Below are 17,011 nucleotides of genomic sequence, written 5' to 3'. Positions count from 1 at the left end.
AGTATGCATAATGTCATTTAGGGGGCGATTGTCTCATAAAGGGTGATATTTGCATGTTGGTAAGGGTGGAATGAAGAAAAAAACCAAGCAATGGAGATGGTGGATTTTCGCCATTTTTGCATTTTTAATTTTTATTATTTTACAAATTCCAGCAACATGGTTAATTGCGAAATTTTCAAAAGATAATCAAATATTACATAATGTCAGCGGCAATATTTGGCAAGGGCAAGCAGATTGGCAGCGCGGTCAATTGCGTGGATCAGTCCATTGGAAAACGCGTCCTCTCGATTTGCTATTACTGCGTGTTGGTGCAGATCTCGATATTCACAGTGGTAATACTCAGTTCGATGGAATTTTTGCCTATGGTTTAGGTCAAAAAATGATGATCAAAGACCTGCAAGGTAAAATTTCACCTGAAACATTAAAATATTTTGCGAATTGGCAATGGCCTGAAAATTCGATTCAGCTGAAAGACGTGCAATTGAATTACCAAAAAGAAAAAGGTTTTAGCGCGACCGAAGGTCAATTGAATTGGGGCGGTGGCGCGTTGAGTTATACTTTTGGTCAGCGTCAGGACCGTATGAATATGCCTTCTTTGGTGGCTGATCTGAAAGATGAAAATGGGCAGTTAAAAATTGATGTCCGAGATCAGCGTCAGCAGAAAATGGCAAATTTAAGCTTAGATTCAAATTTGATGCTGGATGTACAGCTAACACAACGGATGCTGTTGAATATTCCTTCTTACCAAGGTAAGGCAGGGTTGGATACTTATGTGATCAGTTCACGTCAGCCACTGTTGCAAGGTGGTTTCTAATGAAAGCAATCACTCAAAAAATGCAACAACTACGTTGGCAAAAGCTAGATAAGCTCAGTGGTCTGGTTTTAGCACTACTCATCTTATGGTTATGTTGGAAACTGGCTTCTTTATTTTGGTGGGTGGTTGCACCGCCACAACCTATGCAGTTTGATCGAGTTGATCTAGGCTCGCAACAAGCCCAAGTACCCAATATTAGCTCCTTTGCTCTATTTAATGAGCCAGCAGCTGTCTCGGCAGATGATAATGTTAATTTGGAATTGCAAGGTGTATTGTTAGGTCAGCCAAATTACTTGTCTTCCGCTGTGATTAAGTTGAATGATACCGCTGAACGTTATCGTGTTGGTGAGACAGTTGGTTCAACCTCTTACCAATTGGCAGAAGTGTATTGGGATCATGTGATCTTGAGGCAAGGTAATGGTGCGACCCGAGAAGTGAAATTCAAGGGATTAGACAACGGTTTGTATCAACCGATTGCACCTGTACTTAATAGTGCGAATAATGTACCACCTTCAGCTGCCACCCCGACTCAGAACTCACCACAATCTGCTTTAGGTCAAGCAATTCAACAAATGCAGGATAATCGCGATCAATACCTGAAAAATATGGGTGTGAGTGGTGGCGGTGATGGTTATGAAATATCGGATAAGACGCCATCGAATTTAAAAAATACCTTGGGTTTACGTTCTGGTGATCGTATTCTATCGATCAATGGTCAAAGCGTCGGGCAAGGGCTTAACGAAGTACAATTATTAGAGCAAGTACGTCGTGAAGGACACGCCAAAATAGAAATAAAACGTGGTGATCAAGTGATGACCATACAACAAAGTTTTTAGTGATCACACGTCACACATCAGTTAGGAATAAGTGCAGGTTATGGCTTTTTTAAATCATCAACGTCCACTTTGGGCATTACTTGCCGCAGCACCTTTGGTTGCGACAATCAGTACCAATGTGCAAGCACAAACATGGAAGATCAATCTACGTGATGCAGACTTAACCGCATTTATTAATGAAGTTGCAGATATTACGGGGAAGAATTTTGCGGTAGACCCTCGTGTGCGTGGTAATGTGACGGTTATTTCCAATAAACCCCTAAATAAAGATGAAGTGTATGACCTGTTTCTAGGTGTACTCAACGTTAATGGTGTGGTGGCACTACCATCTGGAAATACGGTTAAACTTGTACCAGACAGCAATGCGAAGAACTCTGGAATTCCCTACGATGCACGTAGTCGTGCAGGTGGTGATCAGATTGTGACGCGTGTAATCTGGCTGCAAAATACCAATCCGAATGATTTGATTCCTGCATTACGTCCGTTAATGCCACAATTTGCACATTTGGCGGCAGTTGCTGGTACTAATGCTTTAATCGTTTCTGACCGTGCGACCAATATTTATCAGCTTGAAAGTATTGTTCGTAATTTGGATGGTACTGGGCAAAATGATATTGAAGCAATTACCCTACAATCGAGCCAAGCTGAAGAAATTATTGGCTTGTTAGAGACAATGAGTGCGACAGGCGCATCGAAGGATTTTATTGGTTCGCGGGTACGCATTATTGCAGATAATCGCACCAATCGGATTTTGATTAAGGGTGATCCAGACTCACGTAAACGTTTACGTCAGATGATTGAAATGCTGGATGTGCCATCGGCAGATCGTTTAGGTGGGCTCAAGGTCTTCCGCTTAAAATATGCCAGTGCCAAAAACTTAGCTGAAATTTTACAAGGTTTGGTGACAGGGCAGTCTGTTTCATCTTCATCTTCGAATAGTAATAATCGATCAAACTCGATTAATAACTTAATTTCGAACAATCAGAATTCAAGCTCTTCAACTGGTTCTTCTGTCTCGACACCTTCAATTAATTTAAATAGTAATTCGAATAATAGTCAGAACTCAGGTATTACCAGTTTTAATCAGGGTGGTGTCAGTATTATTGCTGATCCAACACAAAACGCTCTGGTGGTAAAAGCTGATCCTCAGTTAATGCGTGAAATTGATGCTGCGATTCAACAGCTGGATACACGTCGTCAACAAGTGTTAATTGAGGCTGCGATTATTGAGGTGGTTGGAACTGATGCAGACCAATTGGGTGTGCAATGGGCAATGGGTGATCTAAATAGCGGTGTCGGGCTAATCAACTTTTCAAATGTTGGATCAAGCCTGTCTAAAATTGCTGCAGGTTATTTAACGGGTGGTGCAGCAGGTGCTGGTGCTGCTCTGGGTGCTGGTGCGGCTATTGGTTTAGGTAAGTATAAAGAGGGAAGTAATGGCTCTCGTCAACTATATGGTGCACTGATTCAAGCATTAAAAGAAAATACCCAATCGAATCTTCTTTCTACACCATCCATTGTAACTATGGATAACGAAGAAGCTTATATTGTGGTGGGGCAAAACGTTCCTTTTGTCACGGGCTCTGTGGCAACGACTGGTAATAGTACGGTGAACCCATATACAACGGTTGAGCGTAAGGATGTCGGGGTAACCCTGAAAGTTGTTCCACATATTGGCGAAGGGGGATCTGTTCGCTTAGAGGTTGAACAAGAAGTTTCTAATGTGGAAGGGAAAGGTCAGGCGGCAGATTTAATTACCAATAAGCGAGCAATTAAAACCTCGGTATTGGCTGATCATGGGCAAACCGTGGTGTTGGGTGGCTTGGTGGTTGATAATTCTACCCTTGGGCGCCAAGGCTTGCCTATACTCAGTGATATTCCTTATGTGGGCCGTTTATTTCGCGCAGATTCAAAGAGTAAAGAAAAACGCAACTTACTTGTCTTTATTCATCCAACTATTGTTGGGGATTCGGATGATGTACGACGCTTATCCCAACAGCGCTATAACCAATTATATAGTTTGCAATTAGCGATGGATAAGAATGGTAATTTCGCCAAATTGCCAGAAAATGTTACGGATATTTATAACTCGCAAGCGATTGTCACAAATTCTCCGTATCAAAAAGTTCCAACAGCGACTCAGGCGAAAAAAACGGTAGTAGTGACGACGCCAGTTGCGATTGAGGAACCTCAGGTACAGAAGAAGACAGTACAGCTACCTGTGAAAGAAACGGAACGTAGTAAGAACACAGTAACTACTACGACAATCCGTCCAGCGTCTTCACAGTAGATGCACAGAAGCGCTTATGTCACAATGTTATGATTGCAAGAAATTATATAAGGATATGCATCTATGACTTGGAAATTACAAGCCATTACAGGTGAATTTACGGGGCAAGAGCTGAATATCGAACGTGACATGTTGGTGGGACGACACCAAGATGCCGATATTTTGTTGCAATCAGCGGATATCTCGCGTCGTCATGCAGCTTTGTTGTTAAAAGATCAGCAACTTTGGGTGCAAGATCTTAATTCGTCAAATGGTACATTTATCAATGATGCGCGTGTTGAGCAGGAAACCGAATTGCATGATGGTGATATCGTGCAATTTGCGAGCTTCGTATTCTCTGTACTTGCACCTGCGACAGCTGAGATTGAATTACCTGAAATCGAAATTGAACCTGTGACTCCTGCATCACATGATCAAGGTATGCCAAGTATTGCTGAGCGTGCGGCAGAAACACCGATCAGTCGTGATGGTATGCCGCAACAGGTTGGTATTCCAAAACCTGCTCCAATTTCGGAGGGTGTAAGTGTTCAGGCAGTTCCTGAGCCACAGCCTGTTGCAATTGATGAGCCTGTTTCACGAGTTGCTCAGGAAAAAGAGCAACAAAAGAATGCTTCGGTTGGGTTAATTTCGATTATTGTACTGATCATTTTAGCAGTGATTGCTTGGCTGTTCTTTAAATAGTCGGGCGAAGCTCTTACAATCAAGGCACGCCCACGTTGGTGTGCCTTTTTCATTTCTTGAGTCGAAGAATATGTCTGTTGCTCAGTTACAAAGCCGCAATTTAGTTTTATTTGATTTGGATGGGACGCTGGTAGATTCCGCTGCTGATTTATATCGCGCAATGAATCTCAGTTTGGAAAAGCTCAGTATGCCTTTGGTCACTGAAGCACAAGTCAGGGTCTGGGTTGGAAAGGGGGCAGCAAAACTCTGTGAAGCTGTACTAGAGCATTTGTTTGGACAAGTAGTGGCTCAGCAGCAAGCGCAACTCCTCAGTACATTTGTTGAGGTCTATGCTCGGGAGCTTTGCGTAAACACCCAAGTCTATGAAGGGGTGTTGCCTTTTTTAGAGTATTGTCGAAATCATGATATTGCCATGGCTTGTGTGACCAATAAGCCTGAGCATCTAGCAAAAGGTATACTCGATATTCTGCAATTGAGCCCTTATTTTAAAATGGTTGTTGGTGGTGATAGTTTGGCTGAGCGTAAGCCACACCCATTACCCTTGTTGCATTGCGTACAGGCACAGAATACAACCACGTCAGCAACATTGATGATTGGTGATTCAAGTAATGATGTTGAAGCGGCAAGACGCGCAGGTATTGATTGTATTGTGGTCAGCTATGGCTATAATCATGGAGAGAATATCTATGACTGCCAGCCACAACAAGTGGTAGATCGTTTGGTGGAATTGGTTTAAGCAGATTGAATAAGGAGATAGGCATGAAGATGGTTATGGTTTTTCGATGGCGGGCTTGAGATAGCACTAAACAAACAACGCACAGAAATTAAAACCATAGAGATGATTCATGACCACGTTAGTACAATTTGAGCAATTAAAAGCAGCAGGCTATAACACGATTCCTGTTTACCGCCAGCGTTTAGCGGACACTGAAACACCACTTTCTGTTTTTGCACGTTTTAAGCAACAAAAACAAGCTTATCTATTTGAGTCTGTTGAAGGTGGGGAAAACTGGGCGCGTTATTCGATGATTGGGTTGGGTGAGTCTACGGTTTTTTCATGTAATGCAGGCGTTTTAACCATCCAGCAGGCGGATGGGGTAGTTAAACAGCAAGATTGTGCGGATCCTTTTGAGTATATTCGTGAGTTTCAGCGCCAGTTTAAAGTTCCAACTCAGGTTGATTTACCTGATTTGCCGAACTTTACAGGTGGTTTGGTTGGTTATTTGGGCTATGACGCTGTGCGTTATATTGAGCCAAAACTGAAAAATGTCCCAGTTGCAGATCCTGTAACGTTACCAGACCTTTGGTTGATGCTCTCTCAAACCGTGATTGTGTTTGATAATTTAAAAGATACCTTATTTCTCATCCATCATGCCGATGTGAATCAGCCTGATGCTTATGATAAAGCCCAGCAAAAGCTGGATCAGCTTGAGCAATTACTCGCAATACCTGTCAGCTTGCAGGCGAAACCACATACTGCACCGCATTTTGAATCGATTACTGGGAAAGCTAAATTTCTGGAAACGGTTGAAAAGGTCAAAGAGTACATTCGTGCGGGCGATGTGATGCAGGTGGTGCCAGGGCAGCGGATGGTCTCGGATTTTGATGGTGAGGCATTGCAGGTTTACCGTGCCTTACGCCATTTAAATCCATCACCGTATTTGTTCTTGGTGCAAGGGCAAACTTTAACGGATCAAAAGCCATTCCATATTGTGGGTTCGTCACCAGAGATTCTTTCACGCTTAGAAAATGGCATTGCAACTGTACGCCCTTTAGCAGGCACACGCCCACGTGGTAAAACCAAAGAAGAGGATCTCGCCTTAGAGCAAGACTTATTGGCGGATGAAAAAGAAATTGCCGAACATCTCATGTTGATTGATCTTGGTCGTAATGATGTCGGGCGTGTATCTAAGATTGGTAAGGTGCAAGTGACTGATCGTATGGTGATCGAACGTTATTCACATGTCATGCATATTGTGTCCAATGTACAAGGTGAAGTGCGTGATGATGTGGATGCTTTAGATGTTTTTAAAGCAACATTCCCCGCTGGAACATTGTCAGGTGCACCAAAAATTCGTGCCATGGAAATTATTGACGAAGTTGAACCTGTGAAACGTGGTGTCTTTGGTGGTGCTGTTGGATATTTAGGCTGGCATGGTGAAATGGACATGTCGATTGCGATTCGTACCTGTGTGATTCGTGATAAAAAGGTCTATGTGCAAGCAGGAGCGGGGTTGGTTGCAGACTCAAATCCTGAATCTGAATGGAATGAAACCCAAATAAAAGCTCGCGCAGTGATCAAAGCGGTTGAATTATCGTCAAACGGATTGATTTTATGAGTTTTTAGCGGTTTTTTTAAAAAAACCACTTGCATCGATTCAGAGTTTTGCTAAACTGCACACCGTTCCGATACGAAACGTACGAAACACTAAGAAAGAGCCGGCATAGCTCAGTTGGTAGAGCAACTGACTTGTAATCAGTAGGTCCACAGTTCGAATCCGTGTGCCGGCACCATCTTAAAAGTGTTGTGGTATAAAGTAAAAGAACAGCACTGTGTAAGTGTGATATGGTGAGATTCCCGAGCGGCCAAAGGGGGCAGACTGTAACTCTGCTACGAAAGTTTCGAAGGTTCGAATCCTTCTCTCACCACCATCTAACTTCGATTGAAGTGGTCAGTACCAACATGCGGGAGTAACTCAGTTGGTAGAGTGGCAGCCTTCCAAGCTGCATGTCGCGAGTTCGATCCTCGTCTCCCGCTCCATCGAAGATGTCGCTCTTATAGCTCAGTGGTAGAGCACTCCCTTGGTAAGGGAGAGGTCTCGAGTTCAAATCTCGATAAGAGCTCCAGATATACAGTTTAGTGGTTATTCCACAAGTTTTTCAAAGAAGCAGGCTATTATAGTCTGCTTTTCAAGTATTGGGTGTCTAGTTTTTTAGGCGAATGTCGATAAAGAAGGTTTTTCAGGGTTGTTTTTCTCTAAACTGGTGTCGACGTAAACGAGGAAAATCAAAATGGCTAAGGCTAAGTTTGAACGTAATAAACCACACGTAAACGTGGGTACAATTGGTCACGTTGACCATGGTAAAACAACTTTAACTGCTGCGATTGCAACTATCTGTGCAAAAACTTACGGCGGTGAAGCGAAAGATTACTCACAAATCGACTCAGCTCCTGAAGAAAAAGCACGTGGTATTACAATTAATACTTCACACGTAGAATACGATTCTCCAATCCGTCACTACGCTCACGTAGACTGCCCGGGCCACGCCGATTATGTTAAAAACATGATTACTGGTGCTGCTCAGATGGACGGCGCGATCCTTGTATGTGCTGCGACTGATGGTCCAATGCCACAAACTCGTGAACACATCCTTCTTTCACGTCAGGTTGGTGTACCTTACATCATCGTATTCTTAAACAAGTGTGACCTTGTTGATGATGAAGAATTACTTGAATTAGTAGAAATGGAAGTTCGTGAACTTCTTTCTACTTATGACTTCCCAGGTGATGACACTCCAGTTATCCGTGGTTCAGCACTTGCTGCACTTAACGGTGACGCTGGTCAATATGGTGAGTCTTCAGTTCTTGCTCTTGTTGAAGCGCTTGACTCTTACATTCCAGAACCAGAACGTGCTATCGACAAAGCATTCTTGATGCCAATCGAAGACGTATTCTCTATCTCAGGCCGTGGTACAGTAGTAACTGGTCGTGTAGAAGCTGGTATCGTAAAAGTTGGTGAAGAAGTTGAAATCGTAGGTATCAAAGATACGGTTAAAACTACAGTAACTGGCGTAGAAATGTTCCGTAAATTGCTTGACGAAGGTCGTGCAGGCGAGAACTGTGGTGTTCTTCTTCGTGGTACTAAGCGTGAAGACGTACAACGTGGTCAAGTACTTGCTAAGCCAGGTACAATCAAGCCGCATACTAAATTCGATGCAGAAGTATACGTACTTTCTAAAGAAGAAGGTGGTCGTCATACTCCATTCCTTAACGGTTACCGTCCACAGTTCTACTTCCGTACAACTGACGTAACTGGCGCGATCAAATTACAAGATGGCGTAGAAATGGTAATGCCTGGTGACAACGTTGAAATGTCAGTAGAATTAATTCACCCGATCGCAATGGACCCAGGTCTACGTTTTGCGATCCGTGAAGGTGGTCGTACTGTAGGTGCTGGTGTTGTTGCTAAAGTAACTGCATAAGCCCAATACCTTGTGTTACACTCAAATCGAAAGCTTCGGCTTTCGATTTGTACGTTAGGTCAGTAGTTCAATTGGTAGAGCGTCGGTCTCCAAAACCGAATGTTGGGGGTTCGAGTCCCTCCTGGCCTGCCACTTTTTTTTAATAAAAAAGCTTAATTCTGGCTGAGTTGTCATATAATAAGTCGCGAATTCTACGACGAGTAAAAAAATGTCGAATGATAAATCGCGTGACGCATTAAGCGACGCGCCAATCCCTCAAAGAAATAATGTTGCAGAAGTTGTAAGTTCTGGCTCACCTCTAGATGTTGTCTTGTGGTTGATTGCTATAGCTTTATTGGTCGGTTCAGCATTGGTAAATCAGCATTTACCTGCCTATTGGGCACCAGCAAATGATATTTGGGTGCGCGTTGGGGTGATTTTGGCTTGTGTCGTAGTCGCTTTAGGTTTATTATACGCCACCCATCAAGGCAAAGGCTTTGTGCGTTTATTGCAAGATGCGCGAATTGAACTGCGTCGAGTGACCTGGCCAACAAAACAAGAGACGATCACGACATCGTGGCAAGTTCTCTTAGTTGTACTTGTTGCATCATTGGTTTTATGGTGTTTCGACTACGGGTTAGGTTGGTTTATTAAGTTAATTATTGGGTAAGAACGCGATGAAACGTTGGTATATTATTCATGCCTATTCAGGCTTTGAAAAACAAGTGATGCGTTCGCTTAATGATCGAATTCAGCGTAGTACTGTTGCTGAAAGCTTTGGTGAAGTCCTTGTCCCTACTGAAGAAGTAGTGGAAATGAAGGATGGTAAAAAGCGTAAGTCTGAGCGTAAATTCTTTCCTGGCTATGTATTAGTCGAAATGGAAATGAATGATGATACTTGGCACATTGTAAAAGAGTGTCCAAAAGTTCTTGGTTTTATTGGTGGTACACCAGAAAAACCAGCGCCGATTTCACAACGTGAAGCTGATGCGATCCTTGCTCGTGTGCGTAATACAGGTGAAGCGCCTCGTCCTAAGACGATGTTTGAACCTGGTGAAGAATTGCTCGTTGTTGACGGTCCGTTCACTGACTTTAAAGGGGTCGTGGAGGAAGTTCAATACGAAAAGTCACGTTTAACGTTGACGATTAATGTATTTAATCGACCAACTCAGGTTGAACTCGAGTTTCGCCAAGTCGAAAAAACGATTTAATCTGCGTAGGTTGAGAAGCGCCCGATCTGATCGGGCATTGTTGTTCTAACACTTCGGTGTTGTTTAATTTTTTGGGGAGCCTAGCGGCGTCTGTACCCAGAGGTAATTTTCAATGGCTAAGAAGATTGACGGCTATATCAAGCTGCAAGTTCCAGCTGGTAAAGCAAATCCATCTCCACCAATTGGTCCTGCATTGGGTCAACGTGGTGTAAACATCATGGCATTCTGTAAAGAATTCAATGCTGCTACACAAAAACTTGAAGTTGGTTTGCCAATTCCTGTCGTGATCACTGTGTACAACGATAAGTCGTTCACTTTCATCATGAAAACTCCACCTGCATCTATTCTTCTTAAGAAAGCTGCTGGTATTCAAAAGGGTTCTTCTGTACCTAACAAAACTAAAGTTGGTAAGTTGACTCGTGCTCAGTTAGAAGAAATCGCGACTACTAAAGAACCAGATTTAACTGGTGCTGATTTAGACGCTCGTGTACGTACCATTGCTGGTTCTGCACGTTCTATGGGCTTGGAAGTGGAGCTATAAGACATGGCAAAGTTAACTAAACGTCAAAAAGCCATTGCTGCTGCTGTAGAAGCAAACAAAGTTTACACTTTGGAAGAAGCAGTACAAGTTCTTAACAGCCTTCCAGCTGCGAAGTTCAAAGAATCTTTAGATATCGCTGTAAACCTTGGTGTAGACCCACGTAAATCTGATCAGGTTGTTCGTGGTGCTACAACTTTACCTGCGGGTACTGGTAAAACTGTACGTGTTGCAGTATTTGCTCAAGGTGCTGCTGCTGAAGCTGCGAAAGCTGCTGGTGCTGATATCGTTGGTTTTGATGACCTTGCTGAAAGCATTCAAGGTGGAAATCTTGATTTCGACGTCGTTATTGCTGCTCCTGATGCAATGCGCGTTGTTGGTAAACTTGGTACAATTCTTGGTCCACGTGGCTTAATGCCAAACCCGAAAGTGGGTACAGTAACGCCTGACGTTGCTAACGCGGTTAAGAATGCTAAATCTGGTCAAGCACGTTACCGTGTAGACAAAGCGGGTATCATCCACGCTGCTATCGGTCAACTTGGCTTTAGCGAAGAAGCTGTACGTCAAAACGTTGAAACTTTAATTGCAGACTTGAAAAAGTTGAAGCCTGCAACTTCTAAAGGTGTATACGTTAAAAAGATCACTTTGAGCTCAACTATGGGTCCTGGTTTGATCGTTGACGTAAGCAACGTTTCTAAGTAATTAGAAAGAATTTTAAAGCCCTGAAAAGCTCCCTCTCTTTATAGGAGAGGGTTGGGGAGAGGTTTTATACCCTCATCCCTACCTTCTCCCTGAGGGAGAAGGGGTTTTTAGGCAAACTTTGAATTGATAAATGAATATTTATCAGCGTCAAAGACCTCAGGCGAAAAATATTTTCGAATGTTTTTCTTAATAACCCAGCCTGAGTAGACGCGGTGGTGTGATTTATTCCTCCTCCGCGTGTAAGTCTGAATAAGGCTTACGAATTGGGAGTGCACTCATATGAGTGCATAAATCACCGTTAGGAGGTTTTACAATGGCTCTTCTTATCGAAGACAAAAAACAGATCGTTGCAGAAGTAAGTGAAGTTGCTTCTAAAGCGTTTTCTGTTGTTGTGGCTAACTATCAAGGTTCAAGCGTAGAGCAATTAACACAACTTCGTGTTGAAGCTCGTAAGCTAGGTGTTACTACACGTATCGTGCGTAATACTTTGGCTAAGCGTTCATTCGAAGGTACTCAATTTGATATCTTGAATGACGACCTTGTTGGCCCAACCATTCTCGGTTTCTCAACTTCTGAAGATGACATGGGTGCAGCTGCACGCTTGTTCGAAGAATTTGCGAAAACTAACAAAGCTTTTGAACTTAAAGCTGCTGCATTTGATGGCAAAGTTTATCAAGGTGCTGAAGTTAGTGTAATTGCAAACCTTCCGAACCAAGAAAAAGCGCTTACTATGCTTGCCTCTGTCCTTCAAGCTCCTATTTCGAAATTGGGTCGCCTTATTACGGCACTCAAAGAGAAAAACGAGTCAGAAGCGGCTTAATCCTACTTTCACACCATTCAATATCCATTTGGAGTTATTCTCATGGCTTTATCAAACGAAGACATCTTAAACGCAGTTGCTGAAAAAACAGTTCTTGAACTTGTTGAATTAATTTCTGCTTTCGAAGAAAAATTTAACGTATCTGCTGCTGCTGTAGCTGTAGCTGCTGCTCCAGGCGCTGCTGCTGCTGCTGAAGAACAAACTGAATTCAACGTTGAGTTGACTTCTTTCGGTGCTAACAAAGTTGCTGTAATTAAAGCAGTTCGTGAAGCTACTGGCCTTGGTCTTAAAGAAGCTAAAGATCTTGTTGAAGGCGCTCCTGCAGTTCTTAAAGAAGGCGTTTCTAAAGAAGAAGGCGAAGAACTTAAGAAGAAGCTTGAAGAAGCTGGTGCTACAGTTACACTTAAGTAATGCTGTAGGGAGTCGATTTTTTGAAAATCGGCTCCAAAAAATGGCTGATGGCTCTTGGGTCATCAGCCTTTTTGCGTTACAATAATCGGCTCGTTTTTTGTTAGTTTTACGTTTAACGTGCGTATTATTTAGGCAAAACACATAAAATCAAACGCTTACCAATATTTTTTTGCTTATAAAAATATTGTTAAGCGTTTTAATACCACTAAAAATTGCAGCATTTGTAAACAGTGGTGGCCATATCGGCCTGCGTAATTCCTTCTAGACCCGTTCTGCAGGCGGGTTTAGTTTACTTTCCGAGGACTCCAGATGGCATACTCATATACCGAAAAGAAACGGATCCGTAAGAATTTTGGTAAATTGCCCCACGTAATGGAAGCACCGTACTTACTTTCGATTCAGGTCGATTCGTACCGTACATTCTTACAAGGTGGTAAAACTCCAAAAAATCGCGAAGACATCGGTCTCCAAGCCGCATTTCGTTCAGTTTTTCCTATTGAAAGTTATTCTGGCAATGCTGCTTTAGAATTTGTTGAGTATAGTCTTGGTAAGCCTGAGTTTGACGTACGTGAATGTATTTTACGTGGTTCAACTTATGCAGCACCAATGCGCGTAAAAATTCGTTTGATCATTAAAGATCGTGAAACGAAATCAATTAAAGACGTTCGTGAACAAGAAGTTTACATGGGTGAAATGCCACTCATGACCGACAACGGTACTTTCGTTATCAACGGTACTGAGCGTGTAATCGTATCTCAATTACACCGTTCACCAGGCGTATTCTTTGACCATGACAAGGGTAAAACTCACTCAAGCGGTAAAGTGTTGTATTCAGCACGTATTATCCCTTACCGTGGTTCATGGTTAGACTTTGAATTTGATGCTAAAGATTTAGTCTTTGTACGTATTGACCGTCGTCGTAAGTTGCTTGCGACTGTAGTTTTACGTGCCTTGAATTACAGCAATGAACAAATCTTGAATTTGTTCTACGAAAAAGTACCTGTATATCTTGATATGGGTAGCTATCAGATTGACCTCGTTCCAGATCGCTTACGTGGTGAAATGGCGCAATTTGATATCTTAGACAATGATGGTAAAGCGATCGTTGAGCAAGGTAAGCGTATTAATGCACGTCACGTACGTCAAATGGAAGCAGCGAACTTAGCGAAGCTTTCTGTACCTGATGAATATTTATATGAGCGTATTACAGCTGAAGATATCCCATTGAAAAATGGTGATGTAATTGCTGCGAATACCGTACTTAGCCATGAAATCTTGGTGAAATTGGCTGAAGGTGGTGTTAAGCAGTTTAACATCCTCTTCACGAATGACATCGATCGTGGTTCTTTCGTTGCAGATACATTGCGTGCAGATACAACAACAGGTCGTGAAGAGGCGCTTGTTGAAATCTATAAAGTAATGCGTCCAGGCGAGCCGCCAACGAAAGAAGCTGCTGAAAACTTATTCAACAACTTGTTCTTCTCTTCTGAGCGTTATGACCTTTCTCCAGTGGGTCGTATGAAGTTCAACCGTCGTTTGGGTCGTCCTTACGAAGTAGGTACTGATCAGAAGTCACGTGAAGTTGAAGGTATTTTATCGCACGAAGATATCATTGATGTACTTCGTACATTGGTTGAAATCCGTAACGGTAAAGGTGAAGTCGACGATATCGATCACTTGGGTAACCGTCGTGTGCGTTCTGTTGGTGAAATGACAGAAAACCAATTCCGTGTTGGTTTAGTCCGTGTTGAACGTGCTGTTAAAGAGCGTTTAAGCCAAGCTGAAACTGATAACTTGTCTCCGCAAGATTTAATCAACGCGAAACCAGTTGCTGCTGCAATCAAAGAATTCTTTGGTTCAAGCCAATTGTCTCAGTTCATGGACCAAAACAACCCATTGTCTGAGATTACACACAAACGTCGTGTATCTGCGCTTGGTCCTGGTGGTTTGACACGTGAACGTGCGGGCTTTGAGGTACGTGACGTACATCAAACTCACTATGGTCGTGTTTGTCCAATTGAAACGCCTGAAGGTCCAAACATTGGTTTGATCAACTCGCTTTCTGTTTATGCAAAAGCGAATGACTTCGGTTTCTTGGAAACACCTTACCGTAAAGTTGTTGATGGTCGCGTAACTGATGATGTTGAATATTTATCTGCAATTGAAGAAGTAGGTACTGTCATTGCACAGGCCGATTCTGCTGTTGATAAAGATGGTAATTTGACTGAAGAAATGGTTTCTGTACGTCATCAAGGTGAATTCGTACGTATGTCGCCTGAGCGCGTTACACATATGGACGTTTCTGCACAGCAGGTTGTTTCTGTTGCAGCATCATTGATTCCATTCCTTGAACACGATGATGCGAACCGTGCATTGATGGGTTCAAACATGCAACGTCAGGCTGTTCCTACGTTACGTGCTGACAAGCCGCTTGTTGGTACTGGTATGGAAGCAAACGTAGCACGTGACTCGGGCGTGTGTGTGATTGCTGACCGTGGTGGTGCGATTGAATATGTAGATGCATCTCGTATCGTTATTCGTGTAAACGAAGATGAAATGATCGCGGGTGAAGCGGGTGTAGATATCTACAACCTGATCAAATACACACGTTCAAACCAAAATACATGTATCAACCAAAACGTTATCGTGAACTTGGGCGACAAAGTTGCTCGTGGCGATATCTTGGCTGATGGTCCATCGACTGATATGGGTGAACTTGCGCTTGGTCAAAACATGCGCGTCGCGTTCATGACATGGAACGGTTATAACTACGAAGACTCGATCTTACTTTCTGAGCGTGTACTTCAAGAAGACCGTTTAACGTCGATTCACATTCAAGAATTGTCATGTGTAGCACGTGATACTAAGTTAGGTGCAGAAGAAATTACTGCCGATATTCCTAACGTAGGTGAAGCTGCGCTGTCTAAATTGGATGAGTCTGGTATTGTTTATATCGGTGCTGAAGTAACTGCGGGTGACATCCTTGTTGGTAAGGTAACGCCTAAAGGTGAAACTCAGTTAACACCTGAAGAAAAACTACTTCGCGCAATCTTTGGTGAAAAAGCAGCTGACGTTAAAGACTCTTCTTTACGCGTTCCGTCTGGCACAAAAGGTACTGTGATTGACGTTCAAGTCTTCACACGTGATGGTTTGGAAAAAGATGAACGTGCTCAAGCAATTGAGAAAGCTCAACTTGACGCATACCGTAAAGACTTGAAAGAAGAATACAAAATCTTCGAAGAAGCAGCACGTGAACGTATTGTTCGTTTGTTGAAAGGTCAAGAATCTAACGGTGGTGGTTCAACTAAACGTGGCGATAAACTTTCTGAAGACGTATTGTCTGGTTTAGAGCTTGTTGATTTACTTGAAATTCAACCGACTGACGAAGCAATTGCAGAGCGTCTAACTCAAATTCAAGTGTTCTTGAAAGAGAAGAGCTATGAAATTGATGAGAAGTTTGCAGAGAAGAAACGTAAACTTTCTACAGGTGATGAATTAACCACTGGCGTATTGAAAGTTGTTAAGGTTTATCTTGCTGTTAAACGTCGTATCCAGCCTGGTGATAAGATGGCGGGTCGTCACGGTAACAAAGGTGTTGTATCAAACATCTTACCTGTTGAAGACATGCCGCACGATGCCAATGGTGTACCAGTCGATATCGTATTGAACCCATTGGGTGTACCGTCACGTATGAACGTGGGTCAGATTCTTGAGACTCACTTAGGTATGGCGGCCAAAGGTCTTGGTGATAAACTTGAGAAAATGTTGAAAGAACAGCGTACAGTTTTAGAACTACGTGACTTCTTAGACAAGATTTATAACAAGGTCGGTGGTGAGCAAGAAGAGCTTGATAGCTTAACTGATGCAGAAATCTTGGCACTTTCAGGCAACTTACGTGCTGGTGTTCCATTAGCGACACCTGTATTTGATGGTGCTGAAGAAAGTCAGATCAAAGACTTACTTGAATTAGCAGACATTTCACGTACAGGTCAAACAGTATTGTTTGACGGACGTACAGGTGAACAGTTTGATCGTCCTGTAACTGTAGGTTACATGTACATGCTCAAATTGAACCACTTGGTTGATGACAAGATGCATGCGCGTTCAACAGGTTCTTACTCTCTTGTTACACAACAGCCGCTTGGTGGTAAAGCACAATTCGGTGGTCAGCGTTTTGGTGAGATGGAAGTATGGGCACTCGAAGCATACGGTGCAGCATATACACTTCAAGAAATGCTTACTGTGAAGTCGGATGACGTCGAAGGTCGTACACGCATCTATAAGAACATTGTAGATGGTAACCATTATATGGATCCGGGTATGCCTGAATCGTTCAACGTATTGACCAAAGAGATCCGTTCTTTAGGTATCAACATTGAACTGAAAAATGGTGATTAAATCCCCCTTGATCCCCCTTTCTTAAAGGGGGAAGTTCTCCTCTTTCTTAAAGAGGGGGTAGGGGAGATTCCAAATTTCAGTAAAAACAATATTTGTGACCCAGTCGAGTGAGCCTAGCTCCTCGACAC

The 17,011-nt window shown here is 42.8% G+C and carries 14 protein-coding genes and 5 tRNA genes; all 19 read left to right on the top strand.

Features of this window, described 5'->3' with window-relative positions; genetic code table 11:
* Positions 1-70: 70 nt before the first annotated feature.
* The 19 genes from gspN (at position 71) to rpoB (ending at position 16,883) form a co-directional block, all read left to right on the top strand.
* Positions 71-814, top strand: coding sequence for a type II secretion system protein N (gspN, locus tag NDN11_RS16705; RefSeq protein ID WP_167250248.1), 744 nt, complete (start codon positions 71-73; stop codon positions 812-814).
* Positions 814-1,650 (top strand): type II secretion system protein N, encoded by an 837-nt coding sequence (locus NDN11_RS16700; RefSeq protein WP_251110265.1) that lies wholly within the window; start codon positions 814-816, stop codon positions 1,648-1,650. Before gspN ends, NDN11_RS16700 begins: the two co-directional genes overlap by 1 nt.
* A 40-nt stretch (positions 1,651-1,690) precedes the next feature.
* Entirely contained in the window at positions 1,691-3,940 is a 2,250-nt protein-coding gene (gene gspD, locus NDN11_RS16695; RefSeq protein WP_167250252.1) for a type II secretion system secretin GspD, read from the top strand.
* Between the two features lie 63 nt (positions 3,941-4,003).
* The gene (locus NDN11_RS16690; protein ID WP_251110264.1) at positions 4,004-4,621 is read left to right on the top strand and encodes an FHA domain-containing protein; all 618 of its coding nucleotides are present in this window, start codon (positions 4,004-4,006) and stop codon (positions 4,619-4,621) included.
* 70 nt (positions 4,622-4,691) lie between these two features.
* A complete protein-coding gene (locus NDN11_RS16685; protein ID WP_251110263.1) occupies positions 4,692-5,357 on the top strand; it encodes a phosphoglycolate phosphatase in 666 nt (221 codons plus the stop codon).
* Between the two features lie 109 nt (positions 5,358-5,466).
* Entirely contained in the window at positions 5,467-6,960 is a 1,494-nt protein-coding gene (gene trpE, locus NDN11_RS16680; RefSeq protein WP_251110262.1) for an anthranilate synthase component I, read from the top strand.
* A 99-nt stretch (positions 6,961-7,059) separates the two neighbouring features.
* Positions 7,060-7,135: transfer RNA gene (locus NDN11_RS16675), tRNA-Thr, on the top strand.
* Positions 7,136-7,189: 54 nt separating this feature from the next.
* Positions 7,190-7,273 (top strand) — tRNA-Tyr (locus NDN11_RS16670).
* Positions 7,274-7,306: 33 nt separating this feature from the next.
* A tRNA-Gly gene (locus tag NDN11_RS16665) sits at positions 7,307-7,382 on the top strand.
* A gap of 11 nt (positions 7,383-7,393) precedes the next feature.
* Positions 7,394-7,468, top strand: a tRNA-Thr gene (locus NDN11_RS16660).
* Positions 7,469-7,633: 165 nt separating this feature from the next.
* Positions 7,634-8,824 (top strand): elongation factor Tu, encoded by a 1,191-nt coding sequence (gene tuf / locus NDN11_RS16655; RefSeq protein WP_004656295.1) that lies wholly within the window; start codon positions 7,634-7,636, stop codon positions 8,822-8,824.
* Positions 8,825-8,880: 56 nt separating this feature from the next.
* Positions 8,881-8,956 (top strand) — tRNA-Trp (locus tag NDN11_RS16650).
* A gap of 76 nt (positions 8,957-9,032) precedes the next feature.
* Positions 9,033-9,473, top strand: coding sequence for a preprotein translocase subunit SecE (gene secE / locus NDN11_RS16645; protein ID WP_004802225.1), 441 nt, complete (start codon positions 9,033-9,035; stop codon positions 9,471-9,473).
* A gap of 7 nt (positions 9,474-9,480) precedes the next feature.
* Positions 9,481-10,014 (top strand): transcription termination/antitermination protein NusG, encoded by a 534-nt coding sequence (nusG, locus tag NDN11_RS16640; protein ID WP_004802226.1) that lies wholly within the window; start codon positions 9,481-9,483, stop codon positions 10,012-10,014.
* A gap of 112 nt (positions 10,015-10,126) precedes the next feature.
* Positions 10,127-10,555 (top strand): 50S ribosomal protein L11, encoded by a 429-nt coding sequence (gene rplK / locus NDN11_RS16635; protein ID WP_004637639.1) that lies wholly within the window; start codon positions 10,127-10,129, stop codon positions 10,553-10,555.
* Between the two features lie 3 nt (positions 10,556-10,558).
* The gene (gene rplA / locus NDN11_RS16630) at positions 10,559-11,254 is read left to right on the top strand and encodes a 50S ribosomal protein L1 (protein WP_004656290.1); all 696 of its coding nucleotides are present in this window, start codon (positions 10,559-10,561) and stop codon (positions 11,252-11,254) included.
* 313 nt (positions 11,255-11,567) lie between these two features.
* Complete coding sequence (rplJ, locus tag NDN11_RS16625) at positions 11,568-12,074, top strand: 50S ribosomal protein L10 (protein WP_004656288.1); 507 nt, start codon at positions 11,568-11,570, stop codon at positions 12,072-12,074.
* 42 nt (positions 12,075-12,116) lie between these two features.
* The gene (gene rplL, locus NDN11_RS16620) at positions 12,117-12,485 is read left to right on the top strand and encodes a 50S ribosomal protein L7/L12 (RefSeq protein WP_167250260.1); all 369 of its coding nucleotides are present in this window, start codon (positions 12,117-12,119) and stop codon (positions 12,483-12,485) included.
* A gap of 309 nt (positions 12,486-12,794) precedes the next feature.
* Positions 12,795-16,883: a DNA-directed RNA polymerase subunit beta gene (rpoB, locus tag NDN11_RS16615; RefSeq protein ID WP_167250262.1), complete on the top strand. Its 4,089-nt coding sequence runs from the start codon at positions 12,795-12,797 to the stop codon at positions 16,881-16,883.
* Positions 16,884-17,011: the final 128 nt, after the last annotated feature.

The organism is Acinetobacter sp. C26M (genome assembly GCF_023702675.1).
Taxonomy (GTDB): Bacteria; Pseudomonadota; Gammaproteobacteria; order Pseudomonadales; family Moraxellaceae; genus Acinetobacter.
This window is presented reverse-complemented; position numbering and strand designations above follow the sequence as displayed.

What these genes read in the sequence shown, in the direction of transcription:
- NDN11_RS16685 (WP_251110263.1), top strand. Translation starts at nt 4,692, where the DNA reads ATGTCTGTTGCTCAGTTACAAAGCCGCAATTTAGTTTTATTTGATTTG.
- gspD (WP_167250252.1), top strand. Translation starts at nt 1,691, where the DNA reads ATGGCTTTTTTAAATCATCAACGTCCACTTTGGGCATTACTTGCCGCA.
- gspN (WP_167250248.1), top strand. Translation starts at nt 71, where the DNA reads ATGAAGAAAAAAACCAAGCAATGGAGATGGTGGATTTTCGCCATTTTT.
- secE (WP_004802225.1), top strand. Translation starts at nt 9,033, where the DNA reads ATGTCGAATGATAAATCGCGTGACGCATTAAGCGACGCGCCAATCCCT.
- tuf (WP_004656295.1), top strand. Translation starts at nt 7,634, where the DNA reads ATGGCTAAGGCTAAGTTTGAACGTAATAAACCACACGTAAACGTGGGT.
- NDN11_RS16700 (WP_251110265.1), top strand. Translation starts at nt 814, where the DNA reads ATGAAAGCAATCACTCAAAAAATGCAACAACTACGTTGGCAAAAGCTA.
- rplL (WP_167250260.1), top strand. Translation starts at nt 12,117, where the DNA reads ATGGCTTTATCAAACGAAGACATCTTAAACGCAGTTGCTGAAAAAACA.
- rplA (WP_004656290.1), top strand. Translation starts at nt 10,559, where the DNA reads ATGGCAAAGTTAACTAAACGTCAAAAAGCCATTGCTGCTGCTGTAGAA.
- rplJ (WP_004656288.1), top strand. Translation starts at nt 11,568, where the DNA reads ATGGCTCTTCTTATCGAAGACAAAAAACAGATCGTTGCAGAAGTAAGT.
- nusG (WP_004802226.1), top strand. Translation starts at nt 9,481, where the DNA reads ATGAAACGTTGGTATATTATTCATGCCTATTCAGGCTTTGAAAAACAA.
- rplK (WP_004637639.1), top strand. Translation starts at nt 10,127, where the DNA reads ATGGCTAAGAAGATTGACGGCTATATCAAGCTGCAAGTTCCAGCTGGT.
- trpE (WP_251110262.1), top strand. Translation starts at nt 5,467, where the DNA reads ATGACCACGTTAGTACAATTTGAGCAATTAAAAGCAGCAGGCTATAAC.
- rpoB (WP_167250262.1), top strand. Translation starts at nt 12,795, where the DNA reads ATGGCATACTCATATACCGAAAAGAAACGGATCCGTAAGAATTTTGGT.
- NDN11_RS16690 (WP_251110264.1), top strand. Translation starts at nt 4,004, where the DNA reads ATGACTTGGAAATTACAAGCCATTACAGGTGAATTTACGGGGCAAGAG.